Here is a 23,487-nt window from a genome sequence, read left to right as displayed (position 1 = left end):
ACTCGACAGGGACCATCGCCTCCAGCATCGTTTCGCCCGTGCTGCGCCGATCGACGCTGGATGACCGAAATCATGACGCGCGGGCCGGGCTACAGTCTCAACCGTGACCGACTCCGACTCGCTGACCGATCACGGGGGCGACGGCCCGCCCATCTTGCTGCTGCACGGATTGATGGGCCGCGGGCGCACCTGGTCGCGACAGGTCGGTTGGCTGCGGCGCTACGGACGCGTCTTCACCGTCGACGCGGCGTGGCACACCGGTCCGATACCGCCGTCGACGAAGGTCGAGCCCGACGAGATGGCCACCGAGCGTTTCGTCGACGACATCGCCGACGTCCTGGCGCGCATCGGGCGGCTCACCGGTCGCGACGACCCCGCGGTCCTGATCGGCCACTCGATGGGCGGATTGCACGCGTGGTGTACCGCCGCGAAGCATCCCGACCTGGTGCGCGGCATCGTCGTCGAAGACATGGCGCCCGACTTTCGCGGTCAGACGACGCGCAACTGGACGCCGTGGTTCGAGACGTGGCCCGACCGGTTCACCTCCGTCGAACACGCGCAGGAACTCTTCGGCGAGGTCGCGGGCCGCTACTTCTACGAAGCTTTCGACGATGGGCGCCTGCACGGCGACCTGGACGTGTTCATCTCCATCGCCGACGAATGGGGGCGCCGCGACTACTGGTCGGCGTGGGAGCGGGTGGAGGTGCCGGCACTGGTCCTCGAAGCCGGCTTCACCGTCACCCCGCCCGGCCAGATGGCGGCGATGGCGCTGCGCAACGTCAACGCTCAGCACGTCGTCGCGCCCGGCGCCGGCCACCTGATTCACGACGACGCGCCGGAGTTCTTCCGGGGCGCGGTCGAAGCCTTCCTCTCGGCCCTTCCTCCCGCACCGATCCGCACTTCCCGATGAGATCGCGTCGGGAACTGACGATTCGTGCGGGAGGAGTGATCAGCCGCCGAGCCGGAACAGGCCGTCGTCGGTGATCTCGACCAATCCGTCGACGAGCAGCGAATCCAGCGCGCGGGCCCGCTGGCCGGGGTCGGCCGGCCACGCGGCGTCGAGCCGGTCCCGCTCGACCGGGCCGGTCCGGTCGCGCAGCACGTCGAGCAGTCGTCCGCGCGCCTGTCGGTCGGTGCCCTCGTAGCGCTGCACGCGTTTGCGCGGTTCGGTCGAGGCGGGTCGTCCGGCGGCCACCCACGCGCAGGACCCGACGATCGGGCAGGCGTCGCAGCGCGGGTTGCGGGCCGTGCAGACCAGGGCGCCCAATTCCATCAGCGCCGCCGAGAAGCGAGGCGCCGTCGGTGCCGGTTCGCCGTCGGCGCTGCGCGGCGCGATCGCCGAAGCGTCGTCGAGATCGGACCGCCGCGCCGTGGAAGCGTCGGCCCGGCCGTGACAGGCGCGCGCGATGACGCGGCGCACATTCGTGTCGACGACGGGAACGGCGCGGCCGTAGGCGAAGCAGGCCACCGCCCGCGCGGTGTACTCGCCGACGCCGGGCAGTGCGAGCAACGCGTCCACGTCGTCGGGCACGACGTTGTCGTGTTGTGCCGCAATCGATTTCGCGCAGGTGTGCAGCCGTTGCGCCCGTCGCGGATAGCCGAGCTTGCCCCACGCCCGAAGCACGTCGGCGCCGCTGGCGGCGGCCATATCCGCGGGAGTCGGCCAGCGGGTCACCCATTCTCGCCACGGCCCGAGCACGCGCGAGACGGGTGTCTGCTGCAGCATGAACTCGCTGATCAGGATGTGCCAGGCGGTCGCCTCGTCGCGGCGCCACGGCAGGTCCCGTTCGTGGACGTCGAACCAGGCCAGGATCGGCCCCGGTGGCATACTCAATCCCATGTCCGCAGCCTCACAACGATTGACGCCAGCCCAGGCCTGGGCGAACCTCAAGGCCGGGAATGAACGATTCGTGGCTGGTAAACCGGAGCATCCCAACCAGGGTATCGACCACCGCGCGGTCCTCGCCGCAGGGCAGGCGCCCAACGTGGTCCTGTTCGGCTGCTCCGACTCGCGGGTCGCCGCCGAGATGATCTTCGATCAGGGGCTGGGCGACATGTTCGTCGTGCGTACCGCCGGCCACATCATCGACTCGTCGGTGCTCGGTTCGCTGGAGTTCGCGACCGAACTCCTGCACGTTCCGCTCATCGCCATTCTCGGCCATGACTCCTGTGGCGCCGTGGGTTCGACCGTCGCGTCGCTCAACGATCTGACCATCCCCGGCGGCTACATCCGCGACATCATCGAACGCGTCGGACCGTCGATCCTCTCGGCGCGGGCCAAAGGCAAGACGCGTCTGGACGAGTTCGAGGCCGAGCACGTCGTCGAGACGGGGCGTCTGCTGATGCAGCGCAGCCAGTTGATCCGTCAGCGCGTCGACAGCGGCGAGGTCGCGATCCTCGGGTTGACCTACCATCTGGCCGACGGTCGCGTCGCGCTGCGCGACGTTCTCGGTGACGTCGACGACCAGCCGGCCGAGCCCGACGAGGTGTAGCGGCCCGCAGCCGCGTTCGCTGTGATCAGCGGCAGTATTGCGACACGCCGGATAGCCTCATCGGTCAGGTAGTCGGGGGCCGTTAGCGTGGGAGTGTGATCGAACCACAGGGCCCTTTGCCGCCAGAGATCTACTGGCGTCGGCGCATCGTCGCCGGTGTCGGTGCTCTGGCGTTCGTGGGACTGGTCGTCGCGCTCATCATCTCGGCGCTGCCGTCATCCCCCGACGATCAGCAGGTCGCCGCCACGAGTTCCGCTCCCGCCCCGGAGCCGAAGGAGCCGCCCGCGCAGCCGGGCGAGAACAATCAGGCCGGCGGACAGCAGCAGAACAACCCCGACAACAATCAGGCGGCGCCGCAGGGCGGTGACCCGGCACCCCAGCAACAGCAGCCCGGCGAGGCTGCGCCCGCTCCGCAGGGCCCGGTTCAGCCGACCGACGCCGCGGCGGGAGTTCCGGCGCAGAATCTGTGCACCGATCAGAGCCTTTCGGTGGTGCTGTACACCGACAAGTCGACCTACAAGGTCGGTGACCAGCCGGTATTCACCATCGCCGTGACCAATGGCGGGCTCACCGAGTGCACCCGCGACATCGGCAAGGCAGCCCAGAACGTCGTCGTGCGGTCGCTGGACGGCACGCGCACGCTGTGGACGGCGCGGGACTGCTCGCCGCTGCGCACGGTGCGCAACGTGGCCTTCCAGCCCGGTCAGCAGGAGCGCGACACGGTGACGTGGTCGGGGACGACGAGCACTCCCGGCTGCAAGACCCCGCGCGAGCCGATTCCGCCCGGCGCCTACCGCGCGATCGGCAAGATCGGCGAGCGGGAGTCCGCGCCGATCACCTTCAACGTCGTCGCACCGGCCCAGCAGCCCTGATCTCGCTCCACCGTTCCGTTCCCGCGCCCTCGGCCGGTGTCGCGCGACCGTAATCGCGGCGCGTGAACGACGTCAGAACCGGTCGAGGCTCACCTCGGCGAGGCGGGAGAGTCCCTCGCGGATGTGCCTGGCCCAGATGCTGCCGATGCCTTCCACACCCTGCAGGTCGGCCGCGCTACTCGCCAGGAGCGCCTGCAACGACCCGAAATTGGCGACGAGCCGGTCGATGTGGGCGAACTGCAATCGGGAGATGCGCGCCAGCAACCGGTATCCGCGGGGAGTCATCGCCATGTCCAGCGCCTCGACCGTCGTCGGGTAGCCGAAGGAGCGGCCGATGAGCGACAGGTCGAGCAGGTCGGCGTCGGAGAGCGCCTCGATCGACGTCAGCGCCTGCTCCAGCTCCTTGATGGTCGGAGGCTCCGGCGACGCGTAGTAGTCGCGGACCAGCAGTTCGCGCATGATGGCGTTGTCGCTGATGAGCTCTTCGCGCTGCAAGCGGACCTGTCGGCCGTTGGTGCCCAGTTCCAGCAGGTAGAGATCGATCTCGTCGGAGACCCGTCGGACCATTTCCATCCGCTGCGCGACGCTCATGACATCGCGAAGCGTGACGTCGTCCTCGATCTCCGAGCGCGACAATTGGCCCAGCACCTCGTCGAGCCGGGAGCGGTAGCGCTCCAGCGTGGCCAGCGCGACGTTGGCGCGCGACAGGATCGGATCGGGGCTCTCGACGACCTTCCGGGTGCCGTCGACGTAGACGCTCACGATCGACATCGACGCGCTGACCGAGATCACCGGAAACCCGGTCTGGATCGCGGTGCGCTCGGCCGCGCGGTGCCGTGTGCCCGACTCCTCGGTCGGCAGCGACGGATCCGGCATGAGCTGCACATTCGCCCGAACGATCCGGGAGCCGTCGGTCGAGAGCACCAGGGCGCCGTCCATCTTCGCCAGCTCCCGGAGGCGGGTCGGGGCGAATTCGACGTCGAGATGGAACCCGCCGTCGCAGATCCGCTCGACGTTCTTGTCGTGGCCGAGGACGATGAGAGCGCCGGTCCCGCCGCGCAAGATTCGCTCGAGTCCGTCGCGCAGGCGGGTGCCCGGTGCGACGCGGGCAAGCGTCTCCCGGGTGAGGTCGGACATCGGTGCGGTCATGGGTGCGCTCCAGCGGGTAGGCGTGGCGAAACTAGACTATCGGTCTGTGAGAGGCAGTTTCGCAGTACCCGACGACCTTGAGCCCTTGAGCCGCCATCCCAAGGCGACGCCGCCGGGACAGCCCATCCGGTTCCACCACGCGCTCTGCTACGGCTGCGGCGACGATGCCGTCAACGGTTTGCACGTCACGGTGACCGCCGGCGAGGGGCTCGGATCGACGGCGACGATGAACGTCGCATCCTGGATGGAGGGCGGCCCCGGCGTGATTCACGGCGGGATCCTCTCCGCGGCGTTTGACGAGGTGATGGGCACGACCGCGCTGCTCATCGGGGTGCCGGTGGTCACCGGTCACCTGGAGATCGACTTCGCCCAGCCGATCCCGATCGAATCGTCGTTGCGGTTCACCGCCACGATCCTCGGCAAGCAGCGCCGCAAGGTCTACACGAGTTCCGCGGCGTATATCGACGGCCCCGACGGTGCGGGCGAGGCGAAGCCGGTCGCCACCAGCCAGGCCCTTTTCATCGGCATCGACCCGCGCCAGCATTTCTCCGAGCACGTGGCGAACTCGCAGCGGCCCGACGAACATCAGCGGTGGGCCAAGTACTCGAGTCCGTAGCGGTCAGAAGTCGACCGACGGCCGGCCGTCGGGCATGCACGCGTCGACCGCCTCGGCGAGATTCGCGACGCGGGTGATGCGGATGCCCTGCGGCAGGTCTTCGCGGTCGGCACCGGCGGCGGGAATGACCGCGTGACGGAAGCCGAGCCGTTTGGCCTCGGCCAGCCGCCGGGTGAGCGCGCTGACCGGCCGTACCTCCCCGGCGAGGCCCACTTCGCCGATGGCCACGGTGGTGAACGGGATCGTACGACCCTTGACCACCGACGCTACGGCCATGGCGATCGCCAGGTCGGAGGCGGGTTCGGTGACCTTCATGCCGCCGACGGTCGACGCGTAGACCTCGGACTTGCCGATCTTGTCCAGGCCGAGGCGGGCTTGCAGCACCGCCAGCACCATCGCGACGCGCGCGCTGTCCAAACCGGAGACGGCGCGACGGGGGTTGGCCATGTCGGTGCCGTTCGCCAGCGCCTGCACCTCGCCGACGAGGGCGCGTTTGCCGTCCATCGTGACCAGGACGGCCGAACCGGTGACGTCGCCCTGACGCTGGTGCCAGAAGATCCCCGACGGATCGGTGACCTGGTGGATTCCGTTGTCGCGCTGCTCGAAACAGCCCACCTCGTCGGCGGCGCCGAAGCGGTTCTTGATCCCGCGCACCATCCGCAACGGAGAATGGCGGTCGCCTTCGAAGCTCAGCACGACGTCGACGAGGTGTTCCAGCGACCGCGGTCCGGCTACGGCGCCGTCCTTGGTGACATGGCCGACGAGGATGACCGCGACGCCGCTGTTCTTCGCCAGCGACACCAAGGCCGTGGTGACGGCGCGGATCTGCGTGACGCCGCCGTGCACTCCGTCCGACTCGGTGGCCACCATCGTCTGCACCGAGTCGACGATCAGCAGCGACGGGTCCACTTCGGCGACGTGGCCGAGCACCGTTGCCAGGTCGGATTCGGCGGCCAGGTAGACGTTCTCGTCGACCGCGTCGGTCCGCTCGGCACGCAGCCTGACCTGCCCGGCCGACTCCTCGCCGGTGATGTAGAGCGCCCTTCGCCCGCCGCGCGCCCAGTGTTTGGCGGCCTCCAGCAGCAGCGTCGACTTGCCGACGCCGGGCTCGCCTGCCAGCAGGATCACCGACCCGGGCACGACGCCGCGGCCCAGGACGCGGTCGAATTCGCCGATGCCGGTGGGGATGACCCTGGCGGCTTCGGAACCGACCTCGGTCAGGCGCTTCGCCGGGCTGCTGGGTGCGACGCTGGCGGCGGAGCGGCTCTTCGTCGACGCGACGGCGGCTTCGTCGACGGTGCCCCACTCGCCGCACTCCGGGCAGCGGCCAACCCACTTCGCCGGCTGGTGCCCGCAGGCGCTGCACCGGTAGACGGCTCGAGTCTTAACTGCCACCAAGCCAGCCTAAACGGACCATCGGACAACTCCCCGGCCTCGTGCCGGCCGGGGAGGCCGCGCGTCGGTGGACGCCGCCCTGACCGTCAGATCGCTGGCGCGGGCGTCGCCACGAGTCCCTGTGCGCGTTCGTAGCGGGTGCGCTGGACCTTGGTGGCGCCGACCATGAGCGCGAGTCCGATCAACCCGATCACGATCAACGTGAACAGGGCGGACCAGAATCCGGGCACACCGTTGAAGGCGGCGATGTAGCCGTCGCGCACATAGGTCAGCGGTGAGATCGGGTGCAGCCACTGGAACGGCTTGGGAACGGTCTCGACCATCCAGATGCCTCCGTAGGAGAACAACTGCAGCATGAGCCAGGACAGCGATGCCAGGGTGCCGACCACGTAGCCGAACAAGGTGTACAGCACGGAGACCAGTGCGGCGTTCATCAATGTCGCGGCCGCCGTTATCGCCACGACTTGAGCCATGTTGGCCGGATCGGGCATCGGGTCGCGCGTGACGAAGGCGAGGATGCCGACCAGGACCATCACCCCGAGACTGATGCCGCTCACGGCGAGGGCGCGGCGGCCGACCTTACGCAGCGAGCGCGGGGTCTCGTTGTCGGTGACGAAACGGTGCCCGCGGAACGTCAGGATCACCATGATCGGCACGAGCATCGAGGCGATCAGCAGAATCGTCGGCGCGCCGCCGGGTCCGCTGAACTGGGCCTTGGCGACGTGGTTGGTCTCCTTGGTGACCGGCGTGGCCATCAGCTGAGCGAGTGTCGCCCGCGCCTGCTCGTCGCCGAAATCGGGGGCCTGTTGGGCACCGTTGGAGAGGCCTTGGTTGAGGCGGGCCGCCCCGTCCTGCAGACGCTGCGTCCCGTCGGCGAGTCGGCCGACGCCCTGGTCGATGGCGACCATGCCGGTGCTCAGCCGCGAGGCTCCGTCCTGCAGCCGGGCACCGCCGTCGACCAGCTTGTTGACACCGCTACGGTACTGCGCGGTCGGACTGGTCAGCTGGTTGGCGACCTCGCGACTGCCCGCTTTCAGGCGGGAGAGACCGTCGATGAGTTCGGCGAGCTTCGCGATCTGCGGGTTGCCGGGCGACAGGGCCTGGGCCTGCTTGATGGCCTCCTGCAGCTCGGCCAGCTTGGCGGTCGAGGTGAGGCGTTCGATTCCGTCGGCCACCTGGGTGGCGCCGTTGCCTAGCTTGTCGGTGCCGTTCTGCAGCGTGACCAGTCCCTCGGCCAGGGTGGTCGCGCCCTCGCTGAGCTGCGCCGAACCGTCCCGTGCCTTCTTGACGCCGGGGACCAGGTCGTTGGCGACACTGCTGTTCAGGGTCTGGGTGCCGTCGCCGATCTGGGCGGAGCCGTCGGCAGCCGCCCGCAGACCGTCGCCGAGTTTCTGGACTCCGTCGACGAGACCGCCGACGGTGGTGGACGCGATGCCCTTGAGGACGCTCTGGTGAATCTTCTCCATCGCCGAGCCGCCGATCTGGGAGGCCTTGAGCGTGTTGTAGTCGTTGAAGGTCACCGTGATCATCGACGCGGCAGCACCCGGAGTCGTGATCGTCTTCAGGTTCTTGCTGAAGTCGCGGGGGATGTCGATGACGAAGTAGTACTTGTCGGAACTCAAGCCCTCGTACGCGGTCTTCACGTCGGTCCGCTTGAAGTCCAGCGAGCCCGACTTGATGAGGTTGTCGGTCACGCGTTGCCCGGCGTTGGTCGTTCCGCCGTCGTCGGTGAACCCGTCGTCCTGGTTGACGATGGCGACTGGCATGTGCTTCACGGTCTTGGTCGGATCCCAGAGGACCCACATGTAGACGGCGGACAACACCAGGGGAACCATGACCAGGACGGCGATGACGAGGCGGGCGACCCGAGATCGTTGCAGGCGCGGCTGTGGGGTGGGAGAGGACATGACACTGCTTTCAGGACGGGTGGCCGTGGTGGTGTGACGCTGTCGGATTGAGAGCAGCGTCACTAGATTCTGAAACACCGATGTTTCAGAATCAAGCTTAGGGTGCCGCCTAGGCGGCGCGGGTGGTTATCGCGACATGGCGTCGCGGACGAAATATGAAACATGGTCCTGCAGGGCACCGAGGGGACGCGATCCCTCGACGGCGCTTCAGGGGGCTATCGGAAAGTCGGTGCGCTCAGTGGCGACCGCCGCCGTGTCCGGGGTCTTCGACCTTGTCTTTGCGTTCCAGCGTCGCACCGGCGTCGACCGGGGTCTCGACGGTGACGGTCTCGGTCTTGCCCTGGGTGGAGAAGGTGAAGACCAGCGGAACAGCGAGGCCCGGGGCCACGGTCTTGCCCGCATTGGTGAAGGTCGCCTGCAGGAGTTCCTGACCCGGCGCGGCCGTCATCCCGTCCGGCGTGCCGGCGCGCAGTGCCAATCCGGCGGGAACCGTGGTGTTGCCCGAGAGCGTGACGGTTCCGGTCGGGGCCTTGATGGAGACGAGCTTGCTGGCGTTGACCGGGTCGTCGTTGGCGACGACGAACGCGAGCTGGAAGGGGCCGCCCGCGGCGAAGACCTTGGCCGGGTCGTCGGCATCCGGGTAGACGATGAGCACGTCGCGCAGGGCCAGTTTGCCGAGGTCCATGTTCGCGCCGTTGATCGCCGGCGCCTGGGTCGCGGTCTGGGAGACCTGGCCCGCGCTGCATGCGGTTCCGGCGAAGACCAGGGCTGCGCCGACGGCGACGGCGAGCGCGCCGCGCAGTTTGCGGTGCCGGCCGACCGGCTTGACGAACGCGGACTGGGAGAGCAGTGACACCGTAATCCTCCAGCTGGTGGTCTCAACGGTTCCCGCGGGTGGTCAGCCACCCGGAACCTCACTACGCAGCGTAGTGGGCGTGCCCGCGTCCCGTCCGCCGGGGTAGCGAGATTCGTCGAAAATTCCTTCTCCCGCGGTCGGGCTCGCCGCGCCACATCGTGAGGCCCAGGTGGGCTGTACCACAGTCGGTAGTAGGTGGCGATAGTCGCCCTGGCCAGCGGAAAGGTGGCTCAACAGCCGCTTGACCTGCACCGTTGTGCAAAGGCTGTCCGGGCCGCGTGTTAGACTTACCTCAGTTGAAAGGGGCGCTAAGTTCATGAATTTCAAAGTTGGCGACACCGTTGTGTACCCCCACCATGGTGCCGCGAGGGTCGAGGACATCGTTACCCGCACCATCAAGGGTGAGCAGGTCGAATACCTCGTATTGAAGGTCACCGACGGTGACATGACCGTCCAGATCCCCTCTTCGAAGTTGGAGTACGTCGGGGTTCGCGACGTGGTCGGCGCGGAAGGTCTCGACCAGGTCTTCCAGGTATTGCGTGCGCCGCACACCGAGGAACCCACCAACTGGGCGCGCCGCTTCAAGGCGAACCAGGAGAAGCTGATCTCCGGCGACATCATCAAGGTCGCCGAGATCGTGCGCGACCTGTGGCGGCGCGAGCAGGACCGCGGTCTGTCGGCCGGCGAGAAGCGCATGCTGACGCGTGCGCGCCGCGTCCTGGTCGACGAGCTGTCGCTGGCTCAGAACACCGACGACGAGAAGGCCTCGAGCATTCTCGACGAGGTGCTGGCCGCCGCTTCCTGAGCGCGCTCACTTCCATCCAGCGCAGCCGCACTTGTCGACATCGGTCATCATCCCGGCCGCGGGGTCGGGGGTAAGGCTCGGTGAAGACCGCCCGAAGGCGTTCGTCGACCTCGGCGGGGCCACGATCTTGGCCCGGACGGTTTCGTCGGTGCTCGCCGCGGACGGTCTGGACCTCGACCGGATCGTCGTCGTGGTGCCGGGCGAGTTGATCGACGCGGTTCGCTCCGACCTGGCCGGCATCGACTCCGCGACGATCGTGGTCACCGCCGGCGGCGACGAACGCACCGATTCGGTTCGCGCCGGTTTGAACCACGTCGCCGGTGATTTCGTCCTCGTCCACGACGCGGCCCGGCCGTTCACTCCGGCCGCCGTGTTCCACAGGGTGGTCGAAGCCCTGCGCGCCGGGTTCCCGGCCGTCGTACCCGGGCTGCCCGTCGTCGACACGCTCAAGCGCGTCGACGACGACACGGTGATCGAAACCGTCGACCGTGCCGTCCTGCGCGCAGTGCAAACACCGCAGGGCTTCCACGCCGACGCGCTGGCGAAGGCGTACCTGGCCGCCGACGGGGGAGTCGCCACCGACGACGCCGGGCTCGCCGAACGAGCCGGTTTCGGAGTTCATGTCGTCGCGGGCGATCCGGACGCCTTCAAGATCACGACCCCGTGGGACCTGCGGCTGGCGCGGGCCATCGCGAAAGGCTGGGATTGACCATGCGAGTGGGAATCGGCACGGACGTGCACCGGATCGCTCCTGGCGTTCCGTGCTGGATGGTTGGCCTGCACTTCCCCGACGACGACGGGTGCGAGGGGCATTCCGACGGTGACGTCGGCGCCCACGCACTCTGCGACGCGGTGCTCTCGGCCGCCGGGCTCGGCGACCTCGGCTCCGTGTTCGGCGCCGGCCGACCCGAATGGGACGGGGTGACCGGCGCGGAGATGCTCGCCCACGTGGCGAAGCTGGTGGCCGCGACCGGGCTCGTCGTGCTGAATGGAGCGGTGCAGGTCGTCGGCAATCGCCCGCGGATCGGCCCGCGGCGCGAGGAAGCGTCGGCGGTGCTCTCCGCGGCGCTCGGCGCACCGGTCTCGGTCTCGGCGACCACCACGGACGGTCTCGGGCTGACCGGCCGCGGAGAGGGTATCGCGGCCGTGGCCACCGCACTCGTCACCGGCGCGGGGAGCGGCGGCGAACCGGTGGGGTCCAGCGGCGGCACCGACCCCGGACTCGACCGGTAGGATCGCAGGTCGTGACCCTACGCCTGTATGACACCGCGACCCGCGACATCCGCGAGTTCCGCCCGTTGACCGACGGCCGGGTGACGGTGTACCTGTGCGGCGCGACGGTCCAGGGTGTTCCGCACATCGGCCACGTCCGCAGCGGCATCGCCTTCGACGTCCTGCGGCGCTGGCTGGCGCATGAGGGCAACGACGTGCTCTTCGTTCGCAACGTCACCGACATCGACGACAAGATCCTGCGCAAGGCCGACGAGGCCGGGCGGCCCTGGTGGGAGTGGGCGGCGACCCACGAACGCGCCTTCGACGACGCCTACCGCGCTCTCGGGGTGCTGCCGCCCTCGGCCGAGCCGCGCGCCACCGGCTTCATCCCGCAGATGATCGGCTACATGCAACGGCTGATCGACCGCGGCCACGCCTACGTCGCCGACGGCAACGTCTACTTCGACGTGCAGAGCCTCCCGACCTACGGCGCGCTGTCGGGGCACAAACTCGACGACGTGCACCAGGGGGAGAGCGCGGGCACCGGAAAGCGCGATCCGCGCGACTTCACGCTGTGGAAAGCGGCCAAGGAGGGCGAGCCCTCGTGGGATACGCCGTGGGGCCCCGGGCGCCCCGGCTGGCACCTGGAATGCTCGGCGATGGCGACCAGCCTTCTCGGTCCGGAGTTCGACATCCATTGCGGCGGAATGGATCTGGTCTTCCCGCATCATGAGAACGAGATCGCGCAGAGCCACGGCGCCGGCGACGGGTTCGCCCAGTACTGGCTGCACAACGGCTGGGTGACGATGAGCGGCGAGAAGATGAGCAAGTCGCTCGGCAACGTCGTCGCGATCCCGGAGATGCTGCGCAAGGTGCGCCCGGTCGAAATGCGGTACTACCTCGGCAGCGCCCACTACCGGTCGATGCTGGAATACTCCGACGGTGCGCTGCAGGAGGCGGCTACCGCGTACAAGCGCGTGGAAGCCTTTGTGCGCCGGGTGGATTCGCGTGTCGCACCGGTGCCGGTGGGCCGGGTGAGCGCGGAGTTCGCCGCCGCCCTCGACGACGATCTCGGCGTGCCGGCCGGTCTCGCGGTGATCCACAACGCCGTCCGGGCCGGAAACACCGCGCTGGAGAACGGCGACGGGGACGCCGCCGTCGAGATCGCCGCGCAGGTACGGGCGATGATGGACATACTCGGCGTCGATCCGATGGCTCCGAATTGGGTTGACGCGGCAGATGATTCGGCCGCGATGGACGCCCTCGATGTGCTGGTCCGGGCCGATCTTGACCGTCGCGCCCAGGCGCGGGCGGACAAGGACTGGGCGGTCGCCGACGAGGTGCGCGACCGGCTGGCGAAAGCGGGTGTCGAGGTGACCGACACCCCCGACGGTGCGCAGTGGTCGCTGCGTGAGGCAGGTGCGTGATGGCCGGTAACTCCAAACGACGCGGCGCGGTTCGCAAGTCGGGGACGAAGAAGGGGCAAACGGTCGGATCGGGCGGTCAGCGCCGTCGTGGTCTCGAAGCGCGCGGCGCCACGCCCAAGGCCGAGGACCGGGTGTACCACCCGGCCCACAAGCGGGCAAAGGCCGCGGCGAAGAAGCAGACCGCGCAGCGGCGCTCGCGCAAGGACGACGACGGGCCCGAGTACGTGCTCGGCCGCAATCCCGTCGTCGAATGCCTGCGTGCAGGCGTCCCGGCAACGGCGTTGTACCTGGTCACCGGTGTCGAGGCCGACGAGCGGGTCACCGAGGCCGTGCAGATGGCCGGCGCCAAGGGCATCTCGATCCTGGAGGTGACCCGCAACGAACTGGACCGCATGTCGTCGAACGGGCTGCATCAGGGGATCGGCCTGCAGGTCCCGCCGTACGTGTACGCCCATCCGGACGACGTCATGGCCGACGCACTCGCGTCGGGGCAACCGCCGTTGCTCGTGGCGCTCGACAACATCACCGATCCGCGAAATCTCGGTGCCGTCATCCGGTCGGTCGCCGCCTTCGGCGGGCACGGCGTGCTGATCCCGCAGCGACGCAGCGCCAGCGTGACGGCGGTGGCATGGCGGACGAGTGCCGGAGCGGCCGCGCGACTGCCGGTCGCACAGGCGCCGAACCTGACCCGCACCTTGAAGGATTGGGCCAAGGCGGGCGCGCAGATCGTCGGACTCGATACCGAAGGGGCGGTCAGCCTCGACGAGTACGACGGCACCGGCCCGACGGTGATCGTCGTCGGCTCCGAGGGCAAGGGCTTGTCCCGGCTGGTCCGTGAGACGTGCGACTCGGTGCTCTCGATCCCGATGGCCGGCGACGTCGAAAGTCTCAACGCCTCGGTCGCCGCGGGCGTGGTGCTAGCCGAGTTCGCCCGCCAGCGTCGCCAATCCTGACCCTGATCCAGCGTCGTTTCGCTGTTCCCGCCTCGATCGGTGAGGGTTCGGCGAAACGTTGCTGGACCGGTCAGCGGGTGATCGGGGCCAGGTCGACGCCGGCCGTGATGAGCGCGTCGCGTGTCGCGCGCGCGTGCTCGACCGCGCCCGGGGTGTCGCCGTGCAGGCAGATCGACTCCGCGTCGACGGTGATGGTCGAACCGTCCACGGCCGCGATGGTGCCGGTCGTGACGAGTTCGACGACGCGCCTGGCGATTTCGGCCGAATCGGTGAGCAGTGCGCCAGCCTCGCTGCGGGGAACCAGCGTCCCGTCGGCGCGGTATCCGCGGTCGGCGAAGGCCTCGGTGATGATCGGCAGCCCGGCGTCGCGGGCCAGCTCGAGGACCACCGCGCCGGGCAGGCCCATGATCGCGAGTTCCGGGTTGACCGAGCGGACGGCTTCGACGATCGCGGCCGCCTGCTCCTCGTCGCCGACCACGGTGTTGTAGAGGGCGCCGTGCGGTTTGACGTAGGTGACTCGTGCGCCGGTCGACGACGCCAGCGCGGCGAGGGCGCCGATCTGATAGACGATGTCGGAGCGGAGGTCGTCGGGATTCATCGCCATGTACCGCCGGCCGAAGCCCTCGCGGTCGGGGTAGGACACCTGCGCCCCGATCGCGACGCCGCGCTCCTGTGCCGCCCGACACGTTTGCGCCAGGATCGTCGGAGAGCCGGCATGGAAGCCGCACGCGACGTTTGCGCTGGTCACAACGGTCAGCATGGCGTCGTCGTCGCCGACTCCCTCTCCGAGGTCGGCGTTGAGATCGATGGTCCTTGCCACGTTATCGATGGTAGTTGCCGTCGGGAAATCCCCGTCGCGGGCTTGCCGCGGCAACCATCGGCCGGCTCGGAGGTTTAGGCTGGCAATCATGACATCGATGAATGACTTGATCGCCACCGCCGAAGGCTTGGTTCTCGGTGTGCGCGGCAAGCGCGGTCGTGCCGGAACGATCAGCTGGAAGGGCATCCCGTTCGCCGCGCCGCCCGTCGGGGAGTTGCGCTTCCGCGCGCCACAGCCGCTGACCCCGTGGAAGGGCAAGCTCGACGCGAAGGCCTACGGCACCGCCGAGATCCAGGACAAGGTGTACACGGCGGTCGGACCTGGCCGGTATCAGCCGACCGGCGAGGACTGCCTGACGCTCAATGTCTTCTCGCCGGACCGCATTTCGGCCACGCCCCGCCCCGTCATGGTGTTCATCCATGGCGGCGCCTACCTGCTCGGCACCACCGCCACTCCGCTCTACGACGGGGCGCTGCTCGCCAAGGCCGGCGACGTGGTGGTCGTGACCGTGCAGTACCGGTTCGGCCCGTTCGGGTACCTCGACTTCTCGCAGTACTCCGACGACAGCCGGACCTTCGAGGACAACCTCGGCCTGCGCGACCAGGTCGCGAGCCTGGAATGGGTGCAGCGCAACATCGCCGCGTTCGGCGGCGACCCGGACAACGTCACCGTCTTCGGCGAGAGCGCCGGCGGGTCGTCGGTCACGGCGCTGCTGGCCACCCCGGCGGCGAAAGGGCTCTTCACGCGCGCGATCGCGCAGAGCCCGGCCAACGAACTCAACTTCTCGCGCGAGGTGGCGAACCACTTCGCGCAGGAGGTCGTCAAGCAGTTGGCGGACCCGGATTACCGGATGGGCAGCGGCGGTGCCGAGATCGATCCGGCTCGCGCGCGCGAACTGCTTGAGAACGCGAGCCCGCAGCAACTGCACAAGGCGGGCAAGCGTTTGACCGCGTATGCCCCGCATTCCGGCAACGGGGAACTCCTCCCGTTCGGGCCGGTCTTCGGTACGGATTACCTCCCGCAGCATCCCAACGCCGCCGCGCGCGACGGCAATACCCACGCGGTGCCGCTCATCATCGGGACCAACCGCGACGAAGCGCTGCTCTTCACCCGCGGCATGAGTCTGCTCCCCGGCAAGGAGCGCAACAAGATGGAAGGCCTCCTGCCAGAGCCGGAGCAGATCTTCGTCAGCGTCGCCGACGCCGCGGCGCGCGCGGCCCTGGTCGAGGCGTACAGCGACGGCCGTCGCGGTGACCAGGTGCGAATGCTCGGCGACTCCATCTTCTGGGGTCCGGCCGTGCCGTTCGTCGAAGGACATGCCGCCGCGGGTAATCCGACCTACGTGTACCGCTACGACTTCTCGACGAAGGTGTTGCGCGCCAGCGGTTTCGGTGCGACGCACGCCACCGAGCTGTTCGCCGTCTTCGGTGCGTTCCGGACCGCCATCGGAGCCGGGCTGACCGTCGGCGATTGGCGGGCGACGGGGAAGCTGACGCGCGTCATCCAGGGGCACTGGACGACGTTCGCCCGTACCGGCTCGCCCGAGCTGCAGTGGTCGCCGTACACGAGCGAGAACCGGGACCTGATGGTCTTCGACGTCCATTCGCGGATGGTGCGCGACCCGTACCCGCATCGCCGCGAGGCGTGGATGCGGGCGCACGGCACAGTGCTGGCTTGATGGGATTGCGCAGGTGGCGCGCGGCGCTCGTCGCGATGGTGGCGCTGACGACGCTCGGCACGGTCGGCTGCGGAACGGACGGCGACCGGGGCTCCGACGCGACGCCGGTCGCGACCGTGCCATCCGTCGAGGAGTCGCCGACCGCCGCTGACTCCGACGACGGTGACGCGACACCGAGCGAGCCCGTCGTCTACCTGCCACCGCCGTACATCGCGCGCACCGTCTGGGTCGAGACGATGGTCGGGCCGAGTCTGCAGGTGTACCCGACGGCCGCCGGGCGGCGGGTCACCACCCCCGACGCGCAGGGTAAGGCGTGGGCCGAGGTGGTCAGGAAATCGACGCGCTACGACGGCTTCTCGGCACGGTCGAAGGGCATGCGAGCCCAGTTCGACTGCCACTGGATCTGGGCGCGGGCCGTGCAGCCCGACAAACCGTCGTGGAACCTCGAACCGCGCAGGCCGGTCGTCACCGACGACCAGATGATCGCGACGCGCTGCAATCCGGGTGCGCCCGAGGAGTAGGGAGCGAGAGCGGTTCGCCATAGTCTCGTTACGCCGGCTCGCCCAGCGGCTCGCCGACACTCGACCACCCAAAGAGTGGAATAGGCGACGGCTCTACTTGGGTGAGCGAGTGTATCGAGGAGCGCAGCGACGCGAGTGTATCGAGATCACCTGAAGAGTCGTCGGGATGTCGGACCTCGCGGACATACTGGGTTCGGACGGAGGGAGAGTCATGACAGACACCGTGCTCGACATCTACAAGGATGGCCTGGATTTCTTCGAGGAGATCGTTCAGGCGGTCCCGGGCGGGGCGTGGGAGCGCCCGGCGCCGTGCGACGGGTGGACCGCTCTCGACGTGCTCGGGCACGTCGGGGAGACGACTCGGCTCGGTGCGCGCATCTTGCGAGGAGAGGCCGTCGGGCCGGACAACTTCGATCCGCCGTCGAAAGCGGTCGACGGCGATCCGGCGTTCTGGTGGGTCCAACAGGCGACGTCGGCGCGGGAGACCCTGGCGGAAGGCGTCGACCTCGATCTCGAGGTGGAGAGCCCGATGGGCCGGCGCACGATCCGGGACGGCTTGGCCTTTCCCGCGGCCGACCTGTACCTGCACGGCTGGGATCTGGGAACGGCGACCGGCCGGCCGGTGACGATTCCCGACGGCGTGATCGCCTTTATCAACGGCATGTTCCAATACATCCCGGACGAGGTCGCGCGTCGGCCGGGTGTCTTCGGACCGGCGGTGCAGGCACCGAGCGATGCCACCGCGACCGACGTGCTGATCGCGTTCACCGGGCGGGATCCGCGTTGGACGGGTCCGGCTGGCTAGGCGCGGGTGCGGTCGCGGCTGTTTGCGACGAACCGGCAAATCAGGTAGATCACGAACGAGATCGTCGTGACGAACACCGAAACCGGTAGCCCGGGCGCGAGTGAGAGCACCAGGCCGCCGATGGCGGCGATCTGGGCGAAGAGGATGGCCAGACCGGTGACGACGGTCGGGTTCGACGACAGACGCATCGCGGCGGCGCCGGGCGTGATGAGCAGCGACATCACCAGCAGGGCGCCGATGATCTGCACGCCCTGCGCGCAGGCGAGTCCCATGAGAACGGCGAACACGACCGACAACGTGCGGGTAGGCACGCCGCCAGCAAGCGCGACGCGGGGATCGACCGAGGAGAACAGCAGCGGGCGGTAGATCACCGCGAGAACCGCGATCACGACCACCGTCGTCACAGCGATGGCGGTGAGTCCGCCGACCCCGACGCTCACGACCTGGCCGGTGAGCATCGCGAAGCCTTTGGACGTGTCCTTGTACAGCGCGAGGAACAACACGCCCAAGCCCAGGCCGAACGCCACGACGACACCGATCACCGAGTCGCGTTCGCGCGCGCGGTTTCCGAGGACACCGAAGGTCAGCGCGGCCACGACGGCGCCGACGACGCCGCCCACGTTCACGCTGACACCGGCGAGCAGCGCGGCGGCCGCTCCCGTCACCGACAGCTCGCTGACACCGTGGACGGCAAACGACATCTGCCGCGCGACGATCAGCGGCGAAAGCAGTCCGCCGAGGAGCCCGAGCAGCGCCAAAGCGATGACGGCGTGCTGGACGAAGTCGCGGTTGAGAAGATCCCACGTCAGCGCCAGATCGAAGAAGTCACCCACCGCGCACCGTCTCGTCTTCGCAGTGGTGGCCGTCCTCGGCGCCGAGAACGATGAGGCGGTCGCCGACCCGCACGACGTCGACGCGACTTCCGTACAGGGCTGACAGCACCTCGGTGGTCATCACTTCGCCCGGAGTGCCGATCGCGAAGCGGCCGCCGGCCAGATAGAGCACCCGGTCGACGTAGGGCAGCACCGGATTGATCTCGTGGGTGACGAACATCAGCGCCGTGCCCGCGGAACGCCGCCGCTGGTCGAGCAGTTCCAGGATGCGCTGACCGCTGCCGGGATCGAGGCTGGTGAGCGGTTCGTCGCAGAGCAGCAGGGCTGGGTCGCGAGTGAGAGCCTGCGCGACCCGGAGCCGTTGCTGTTCACCGCCGGACAGCAGGCCGAACGGCCGGTCGGCGAACCCCGCCGCATCCACCTGTGTCAACGCGGCGTCGACGAGCTGCCGCCGGTGCCGCCGTCCGCGCCAGCCGACGCCCCATGCTGTGCCGTCGACGCCGAATCCCACGAGATCCCGGCCGCGGACCGCCAGCGGATCGGCATCGTCGGAGTGTTGCTGCGGCACATAGCCGACGACCCCCGTGACGTCGACGGTGCCCGCAGTCGCGGGCAACTGTCGCAGCAGCAGCCGCAACAGCGAGGTCTTGCCTGAACCATTGGGGCCGAGCACGGCGATGAACTCGCCGCGATGAATCGAGAGCGTCAGATCGCGCCAGAGGACGCGGTCGCCCAGCGTGAGCCCGACCCCGGTCAGCTCGGCGACCGTCCCTTCGGCTGTCACTTGTCGAGCGCGGCGGCAAGGGCGTCGATCTGGGCGCCCTGCCACTGAACGTAGGTCGTGACACCGGCGGGCAGCGACTCGGTGAGGGTGACCAAAGGGACGCCCGAGCGCTCGGCGGTGGTGCGCACCGCCGCGGTGACCGCGTCGGCGGACTGGGTGTTGTAGATGAGCGCTTTCGCGATGCGCGACGTCAGCAGATCGTCGAGCTTGGCGCGGTCGGCGGCCGACGGCGACTGGCCGTTCTCCACCGCCATGATGAACGCGCGCGGCGAGGCGTCGACCAGGCCCGCGGCCTCGATCAGGTAGCCGGCCAGCGGCTCGGTCTGCGCGACCTTGGTGCCCTTGTGCTTGGCGGAGATGGCGTTGAGCTTGCCCTGGAGGCCGTCGAGCTGCTTGCCGAAGTCGGTGGCGTTGCGACGGTAGTCCGCCGCGTGGTCCGGGGCGCGCTTGGCCAGCGCGTTGGCGAGCGCGTCGGCCGACTTTCGCACGGCCGTCAGGTTGTAGAAGACGTGCTCGTTCGGCGAACCGTCGTCATGCGCGTGCCCTTCGTGGCCGTGGTCGTCGCCGTGGGCCTCGTGACCGTGATCTCCGCCTTCATGGTCTCCGTCCTCGTGGCCTTCGTCCCCGTGGGCGTGGCCGGCGTGGTCGTCGTCTTTGATGCCGAGGAGTTCCGACGCGTCGATCACGGTGGCGGAGTCGGACTTCTTCGCCTTCGACAGGTACTCGTCGTAGTGACCGCCGTTGATCAGCACGATGTCGGCGTCGGCGACCGATGCGGAATCGGCGGCGGACGGCGTGAACTCGTGCGGGTCACCGTCGGGCGAGGTGTAGAGGGACTTGACCGTTCCATGGTCGCCGACGACCGCCTCGGCGACCGAGCCCCAAACGTTGGTCGAGGTGACGACGTATGGCCTCGTCACGGTCGAATCGCCGGAACCCGAGCAACCCGAGAGGACAGCGACGAGAGCGAGCCCGGAGGCCGCGGTGGCGGCGACGACACGGCGGGGATGGCGCACGGTTACCTCGTTTCGGTGGACCGGCGAGCGTGACTGGCCGGCCACTAATGAAAATGGTTTCCGAAAGCATAGCGCGTAGACATGTACTGAGTGCAAGTCCGGGTTCGTCGTGGCCGTCGGACCTCAGCCGACGACGACCGGGACGACGAACGAGGCGAGCATGCGCGCCTCGTCGTCGGGCGACGCGCCGGGCGTGCTGAGCAGCGACAGCATGATGCGCACCAGCCAGCGCGCCCGGTCGGTGGGATCGGTGTCGGAACCGGGATGCAGCGACGACAGGAACTCGCGAGCGACCCTCTCGATCGCGGGGGAGACGACGGCGAGCTGCGCGGCGGTCGCCACGCCATCGGGGTGGAACCAGTTCGCGAACGCGCGGTTCTCGCGAACCAGCCTCAGCACGGTCGTCACCGCCGCGATGAGCTGCTCGCCCGGATTGCCGACGCGGGCGGTGGTGGCCACCTGCTTGGCGATGCGCCCGGCCGAGCGCTCGACGAAGGCGGCCTGCACGGCTTCACGACTGGGGTAGTAGCGGTAGAGCGTCGCGCGCGAGCAGCCCACCGCGGTGGCCAGCGCGCGCATCGTGACACCGTCGACGCCGTCGGTGGCGTACAGCTTCTCGGCGACGTCGAGGATGCGCTGCGCGGCCGCGTCGGTGCGCTCGGTCTGCCAGTCGGAAGCGGTGGCCGTCATCGTCGCCGCCCGGCGTGGAACGGCACGTACTCGGGTCGGCGGACGTAGTTCCCCGGCGCCCAGCGGATGCCCGCCGAGTCGACGTCGAACCGCGGGAAGCGCGCCAGCAGTTCGGTGAGCGCGACGCGTGCCTGCATTCTGGCGGCGGCCGCGCCGAGGCAGTGATGGTTGCCGTGACTGAAGGTGAGAATCGATCGTGGCTGCCGCGCCACGTCGAGGTGCGCGGCGTCGGGGCCGAACCTCGCGGGATCGCGATTGGCCGCGCCGTAGCAGAGCAGCACCTTGCGTCCCGCTGGGATCGTGCGGGCGCCGCGCGGGGTGTCCGGAAACTCGACGTCGCGGGTCGTGGTGCGCGCCAAGCCCTGCACCGGGGAGGTCAGCCGGAGCAGTTCCTCGACCGCCGGCGCGATCTTCCCCGGGTCGTCGATCAGCGACTGGCGCTGATCGGGGTGAGCGGCGAGCAGCTCGACACTGCCGCCGAGCAATCCGGTCGTCGTGTCGTTGCCGCCGGCGACCATGGTGAACGTGAAGGCCAGGACCGCCAGGAGCCCCTGGGGGTCGTCGGCGCGGCCGGCGTCGACGAGCGCCGACACCGTGTCGTCGCCCGGGTGGCGCCTGCGGTGGTCGATCAGGTCGCTGAAATAGCCCAGCATCTCGGCCGTCGCCGCACCGGCGCCGGTCTCCGCGCCCGTTTGATCGACCAGTGCGCCGACGATCGCCTGCGTCCATCCGTCGAATCTGGGCCAATCGCTTTCCGGCACACCGAGATAGTGGGCGACGACCATCGACGGCAGCGGTTTGAACAACTTGCCGACGATGTCGACCGGCGCGTCGGCCTCCTCGATCTCGTCGAGGCGCTCGGCGACGAAGGCGCGAACGCGGGGTTCGACGTCGATGACCTGTTTCGGGGTGAATCCGCGTGCCACGAGTTTGCGGAACTGCGTGTGGACGGGCGGATCCTGCATGACCAATGGCGGGTTGTCAGCCATCCCGATCGCTTCGAGCTCGCCGTAGGTCACGGTGAGTCCCTGTGCCGAGGAGAACGTTGTCGCGTCGTTGGCGGCCGCCCACACATCGGCATGTCGCGTCAGCACCCAGTACTCGCCGGGGTCGGTGCCCGCGCCGCCGGTGGTCACACGGTGGACCGGATCGTGGGTGCGCAGTTCGTCGTACATGCCGAACGGGTCGCGCCACGTGTCTCCCGACCGCAACTCGTACTGCGGAACACTCTGTGACAGAACTGCTGACATGTTCTGAAAATAAGACACTTTGAACAGAGTGTCAATCACGCGTCGCTCCGGCTGAACCGCCTGGTTCCGGGTGTACCCTCGCCGCGTGGGTGGGCAGCCGACTCATGGTCGAGCCAAGCCGACGATTCCGGCGGCCGTGGTCGCGGTCGTGTGCGCGGCGGCCGTGGCGACGCTGGCCTGGATCGTGTGGGTCGTGCCCGAGGGCTACGGGTTGTTCTCCAACGGCGTCGACGCCAAGGTCTATCGCAGCGCGGTCCGCGCGCTGGTCGAAGGCCGCGCGGTCTACGACGATCCGGTCTACCGCGGCAGGTGGTACTTCACCTACCCGCCGTTCGCGGTGCTCGTGTTGGCGCCGCTGGGCCTGGTCAGCCAGTTTCAGGGCGCCCGTCTGATGTCGGCGGTGAACATCGTTCTCCTGTTCGTGCTGGTCTGCCTCACGTTGCGCGCCCTGGGATTCCGGTCGGATCGACGATTCTGGCTCACCGCGACGGCCGCCACCGTCGCATTCCTCGGCATCGAACCGGCGCGCACCACCATCGGGAACGGACAGGTCAACCTGGTCCTGGCCGTGCTGATCGTCGGATGCCTCACCCTGCCGACCGGCCGATGGCGCGGCGTGGGGATCGGGCTGGCCGCGGGGATCAAACTGACCCCGGTCTTCTTCATCGCCTACTTGATCGTCACCGGGCAGTGGCGCGCGGCGCGCACCGCCGTCGCCGTGTTTCTCGCGACCGTCGCCGTCGGGCTGCTCGTACTGCGGCGACAGGCGGTCGAGTACTGGGTTCACTTCGCCGACGACCAGGAGCGAATCGGGCCGGCCGCCGCTCCGCAGAACCAGTCGGTCGCCGGATTGCTCGCCCGACTCGACGCGGTGGGCCTGTGGCGGGCGCCGTCCTGGCTGTGGCTCGTGGTCGCCGCCGCGGTGGCGGTCGTGGCGCTGTACACCGTACGGCGAGCGCACCGCGCTGGCGCGACGATGCTGTCCATCACGATCGCCGGCATGGCGTCGTGCGCGGTCTCGCCGTTCAGCTGGGGCCATCATTGGGTCTGGTTCGTCCCCCTGATACTGATCGCGCTGGTGCACGCCGCACGCTCGGCGGATCGGGAAAGGCCCGTGACCTGGCTCTGGTGGATCGCCCCCGCGGCGCTGGTCACCGCGACCTGGGCCTGGCAGGTCCAGGAAACGTACGGAGGGCGACTCGTGTGGCGGTTCGGCAGCTACCGCCTGTTCTGGCATTCGGACCGTCCTTGGGTGGCCCTGCTCGGGACGGCGGTCAATCTCACGATCTTCGCGGTCAGTGTGGTGGCCACGCTTCGATGGGCCAGCATGCGGGACCGGATTCTGCGCGCGGGCGGCCTGGTCGAGACGAAACCCTAGGCACGGTCGGCGAGATTCTGGGCACGGT

General features: G+C 68.9%; 24 protein-coding genes. 13 read left to right on the top strand and 11 right to left on the bottom strand.

The genetic code is table 11. The annotated features are described in order from the left end of the window. Positions 1-103 precede the first annotated feature (103 nt). Positions 104-910, top strand: a complete 807-nt coding sequence (locus GOARA_RS07755) for an alpha/beta fold hydrolase (protein WP_007321786.1) — start codon at positions 104-106, stop codon at positions 908-910. A 39-nt stretch (positions 911-949) separates the two neighbouring features. Here the strand turns inward: GOARA_RS07755 and GOARA_RS07750 are convergent, their stop codons facing one another. Next, entirely contained in the window at positions 950-1,840 is an 891-nt protein-coding gene (locus GOARA_RS07750) for an iron-sulfur binding domain-containing protein (RefSeq protein ID WP_040522204.1), read from the bottom strand. Between GOARA_RS07750 and GOARA_RS07745 the strand changes: the two genes are divergently transcribed. Both GOARA_RS07745 and GOARA_RS07740 read left to right on the top strand, forming a co-directional pair. Next, positions 1,839-2,492, top strand: coding sequence for a carbonic anhydrase (locus tag GOARA_RS07745; RefSeq protein ID WP_040522202.1), 654 nt, complete (start codon positions 1,839-1,841; stop codon positions 2,490-2,492). The genes GOARA_RS07750 and GOARA_RS07745 overlap by 2 nt on opposite strands. A gap of 95 nt (positions 2,493-2,587) precedes the next feature. After that, a complete protein-coding gene (locus GOARA_RS07740) occupies positions 2,588-3,364 on the top strand; it encodes a hypothetical protein (protein ID WP_007321783.1) in 777 nt (258 codons plus the stop codon). A 72-nt stretch (positions 3,365-3,436) separates the two neighbouring features. Here the strand turns inward: GOARA_RS07740 and disA are convergent, their stop codons facing one another. Next, positions 3,437-4,513: a DNA integrity scanning diadenylate cyclase DisA gene (disA, locus tag GOARA_RS07735; RefSeq protein ID WP_007321782.1), complete on the bottom strand. Its 1,077-nt coding sequence runs from the start codon at positions 4,511-4,513 to the stop codon at positions 3,437-3,439. A gap of 46 nt (positions 4,514-4,559) precedes the next feature. Between disA and GOARA_RS07730 the strand changes: the two genes are divergently transcribed. Beyond that, complete coding sequence (locus GOARA_RS07730) at positions 4,560-5,129, top strand: PaaI family thioesterase (protein WP_040522200.1); 570 nt, start codon at positions 4,560-4,562, stop codon at positions 5,127-5,129. 3 nt (positions 5,130-5,132) lie between these two features. Here the strand turns inward: GOARA_RS07730 and radA are convergent, their stop codons facing one another. The 3 genes from radA to GOARA_RS07715 all read right to left on the bottom strand — a co-directional run bounded on the left by radA (position 5,133) and on the right by GOARA_RS07715 (position 9,287). Further along, on the bottom strand, positions 5,133-6,524 hold the full coding sequence (gene radA, locus GOARA_RS07725) for a DNA repair protein RadA (RefSeq protein WP_007321780.1): 1,392 nt from the start codon (positions 6,522-6,524) through the stop codon (positions 5,133-5,135). A gap of 86 nt (positions 6,525-6,610) precedes the next feature. Beyond that, on the bottom strand, positions 6,611-8,431 hold the full coding sequence (locus tag GOARA_RS07720) for a YhgE/Pip family protein (protein ID WP_007321779.1): 1,821 nt from the start codon (positions 8,429-8,431) through the stop codon (positions 6,611-6,613). 235 nt (positions 8,432-8,666) lie between these two features. After that, positions 8,667-9,287, bottom strand: a complete 621-nt coding sequence (locus GOARA_RS07715) for a copper chaperone PCu(A)C domain-containing protein (RefSeq protein WP_007321778.1) — start codon at positions 9,285-9,287, stop codon at positions 8,667-8,669. A gap of 316 nt (positions 9,288-9,603) precedes the next feature. Between GOARA_RS07715 and GOARA_RS07710 the strand changes: the two genes are divergently transcribed. The 5 genes from GOARA_RS07710 to rlmB are packed head-to-tail and all read left to right on the top strand — an operon-like array spanning position 9,604 to position 13,684. Continuing rightward, positions 9,604-10,092, top strand: coding sequence for a CarD family transcriptional regulator (locus GOARA_RS07710; protein WP_007321777.1), 489 nt, complete (start codon positions 9,604-9,606; stop codon positions 10,090-10,092). A 31-nt stretch (positions 10,093-10,123) separates the two neighbouring features. Beyond that, positions 10,124-10,801: a 2-C-methyl-D-erythritol 4-phosphate cytidylyltransferase gene (gene ispD / locus GOARA_RS07705; protein WP_007321776.1), complete on the top strand. Its 678-nt coding sequence runs from the start codon at positions 10,124-10,126 to the stop codon at positions 10,799-10,801. Positions 10,802-10,803: 2 nt separating this feature from the next. Then, complete coding sequence (ispF, locus tag GOARA_RS07700) at positions 10,804-11,325, top strand: 2-C-methyl-D-erythritol 2,4-cyclodiphosphate synthase (protein WP_007321775.1); 522 nt, start codon at positions 10,804-10,806, stop codon at positions 11,323-11,325. Between the two features lie 11 nt (positions 11,326-11,336). Then, a complete protein-coding gene (gene cysS / locus GOARA_RS07695; RefSeq protein ID WP_040522198.1) occupies positions 11,337-12,731 on the top strand; it encodes a cysteine--tRNA ligase in 1,395 nt (464 codons plus the stop codon). Further along, positions 12,731-13,684, top strand: coding sequence for a 23S rRNA (guanosine(2251)-2'-O)-methyltransferase RlmB (gene rlmB / locus GOARA_RS07690; RefSeq protein WP_007321773.1), 954 nt, complete (start codon positions 12,731-12,733; stop codon positions 13,682-13,684). Before cysS ends, rlmB begins: the two co-directional genes overlap by 1 nt. 70 nt (positions 13,685-13,754) lie before the next feature. Here rlmB and GOARA_RS07685 read toward each other — a convergent pair whose 3' ends face one another. Continuing rightward, positions 13,755-14,504, bottom strand: coding sequence for a LamB/YcsF family protein (locus GOARA_RS07685; protein ID WP_007321772.1), 750 nt, complete (start codon positions 14,502-14,504; stop codon positions 13,755-13,757). An 88-nt stretch (positions 14,505-14,592) separates the two neighbouring features. On the opposite strand from GOARA_RS07685, the gene GOARA_RS07680 reads away from it, so the two are divergent. The 3 genes from GOARA_RS07680 (at position 14,593) to GOARA_RS07670 (ending at position 17,508) form a co-directional block, all read left to right on the top strand. Beyond that, positions 14,593-16,182 (top strand): carboxylesterase/lipase family protein, encoded by a 1,590-nt coding sequence (locus GOARA_RS07680; protein WP_040522196.1) that lies wholly within the window; start codon positions 14,593-14,595, stop codon positions 16,180-16,182. After that, on the top strand, positions 16,182-16,703 hold the full coding sequence (locus GOARA_RS07675) for a DUF2599 domain-containing protein (protein WP_007321770.1): 522 nt from the start codon (positions 16,182-16,184) through the stop codon (positions 16,701-16,703). Before GOARA_RS07680 ends, GOARA_RS07675 begins: the two co-directional genes overlap by 1 nt. Before the next feature lie 211 nt (positions 16,704-16,914). Continuing rightward, positions 16,915-17,508: a TIGR03086 family metal-binding protein gene (locus tag GOARA_RS07670; RefSeq protein ID WP_040522225.1), complete on the top strand. Its 594-nt coding sequence runs from the start codon at positions 16,915-16,917 to the stop codon at positions 17,506-17,508. On the opposite strand, the gene GOARA_RS07665 is transcribed toward GOARA_RS07670, so the two are convergent. From GOARA_RS07665 to GOARA_RS07645, 5 genes are all read right to left on the bottom strand, one after another. After that, positions 17,505-18,341 carry a metal ABC transporter permease gene (locus GOARA_RS07665; protein WP_007321768.1) on the bottom strand — a complete coding sequence of 279 codons (837 nt, stop codon included), beginning with the start codon at positions 18,339-18,341 and terminating at the stop codon, positions 17,505-17,507. The genes GOARA_RS07670 and GOARA_RS07665 overlap by 4 nt on opposite strands. Then, positions 18,334-19,125 (bottom strand): metal ABC transporter ATP-binding protein, encoded by a 792-nt coding sequence (locus tag GOARA_RS07660; protein ID WP_007321767.1) that lies wholly within the window; start codon positions 19,123-19,125, stop codon positions 18,334-18,336. The genes GOARA_RS07665 and GOARA_RS07660 overlap by 8 nt, the downstream gene beginning before the upstream one ends. Beyond that, entirely contained in the window at positions 19,122-20,141 is a 1,020-nt protein-coding gene (locus GOARA_RS07655; protein ID WP_007321766.1) for a metal ABC transporter solute-binding protein, Zn/Mn family, read from the bottom strand. Before GOARA_RS07655 ends, GOARA_RS07660 begins: the two co-directional genes overlap by 4 nt. 123 nt (positions 20,142-20,264) lie before the next feature. Next, positions 20,265-20,831, bottom strand: a complete 567-nt coding sequence (locus GOARA_RS07650; RefSeq protein ID WP_007321765.1) for a TetR/AcrR family transcriptional regulator — start codon at positions 20,829-20,831, stop codon at positions 20,265-20,267. Beyond that, positions 20,828-22,081, bottom strand: coding sequence for a cytochrome P450 (locus tag GOARA_RS07645; protein WP_040522192.1), 1,254 nt, complete (start codon positions 22,079-22,081; stop codon positions 20,828-20,830). The genes GOARA_RS07650 and GOARA_RS07645 overlap by 4 nt, the downstream gene beginning before the upstream one ends. Positions 22,082-22,166: 85 nt before the next feature. Here GOARA_RS07645 and GOARA_RS07640 point away from each other — a divergent pair, with 85 nt between their 5' ends. Next, complete coding sequence (locus tag GOARA_RS07640; RefSeq protein WP_170265639.1) at positions 22,167-23,459, top strand: glycosyltransferase 87 family protein; 1,293 nt, start codon at positions 22,167-22,169, stop codon at positions 23,457-23,459. Positions 23,460-23,487: the final 28 nt, after the last annotated feature.

It is taken from the genome of Gordonia araii NBRC 100433 (assembly GCF_000241265.1).
Lineage (GTDB): Bacteria > Actinomycetota > Actinomycetes > Mycobacteriales > Mycobacteriaceae > Gordonia > Gordonia araii.
Note: the sequence above shows the minus strand (reverse complement) of the source record. Positions and strands in the feature narration are given on the sequence as shown.

What these genes read in the sequence shown, in the direction of transcription:
- GOARA_RS07720 (WP_007321779.1), bottom strand. Translation starts at nt 8,431, where the DNA reads ATGTCCTCTCCCACCCCACAGCCGCGCCTGCAACGATCTCGGGTCGCC.
- GOARA_RS07670 (WP_040522225.1), top strand. Translation starts at nt 16,915, where the DNA reads ATGACAGACACCGTGCTCGACATCTACAAGGATGGCCTGGATTTCTTC.
- rlmB (WP_007321773.1), top strand. Translation starts at nt 12,731, where the DNA reads ATGGCCGGTAACTCCAAACGACGCGGCGCGGTTCGCAAGTCGGGGACG.
- GOARA_RS07750 (WP_040522204.1), bottom strand. Translation starts at nt 1,840, where the DNA reads ATGGGATTGAGTATGCCACCGGGGCCGATCCTGGCCTGGTTCGACGTC.
- ispF (WP_007321775.1), top strand. Translation starts at nt 10,804, where the DNA reads ATGCGAGTGGGAATCGGCACGGACGTGCACCGGATCGCTCCTGGCGTT.
- GOARA_RS07680 (WP_040522196.1), top strand. Translation starts at nt 14,593, where the DNA reads ATGACATCGATGAATGACTTGATCGCCACCGCCGAAGGCTTGGTTCTC.
- disA (WP_007321782.1), bottom strand. Translation starts at nt 4,513, where the DNA reads ATGACCGCACCGATGTCCGACCTCACCCGGGAGACGCTTGCCCGCGTC.
- GOARA_RS07710 (WP_007321777.1), top strand. Translation starts at nt 9,604, where the DNA reads ATGAATTTCAAAGTTGGCGACACCGTTGTGTACCCCCACCATGGTGCC.
- GOARA_RS07645 (WP_040522192.1), bottom strand. Translation starts at nt 22,081, where the DNA reads ATGTCAGCAGTTCTGTCACAGAGTGTTCCGCAGTACGAGTTGCGGTCG.
- GOARA_RS07675 (WP_007321770.1), top strand. Translation starts at nt 16,182, where the DNA reads ATGGGATTGCGCAGGTGGCGCGCGGCGCTCGTCGCGATGGTGGCGCTG.
- GOARA_RS07650 (WP_007321765.1), bottom strand. Translation starts at nt 20,831, where the DNA reads ATGACGGCCACCGCTTCCGACTGGCAGACCGAGCGCACCGACGCGGCC.
- GOARA_RS07745 (WP_040522202.1), top strand. Translation starts at nt 1,839, where the DNA reads ATGTCCGCAGCCTCACAACGATTGACGCCAGCCCAGGCCTGGGCGAAC.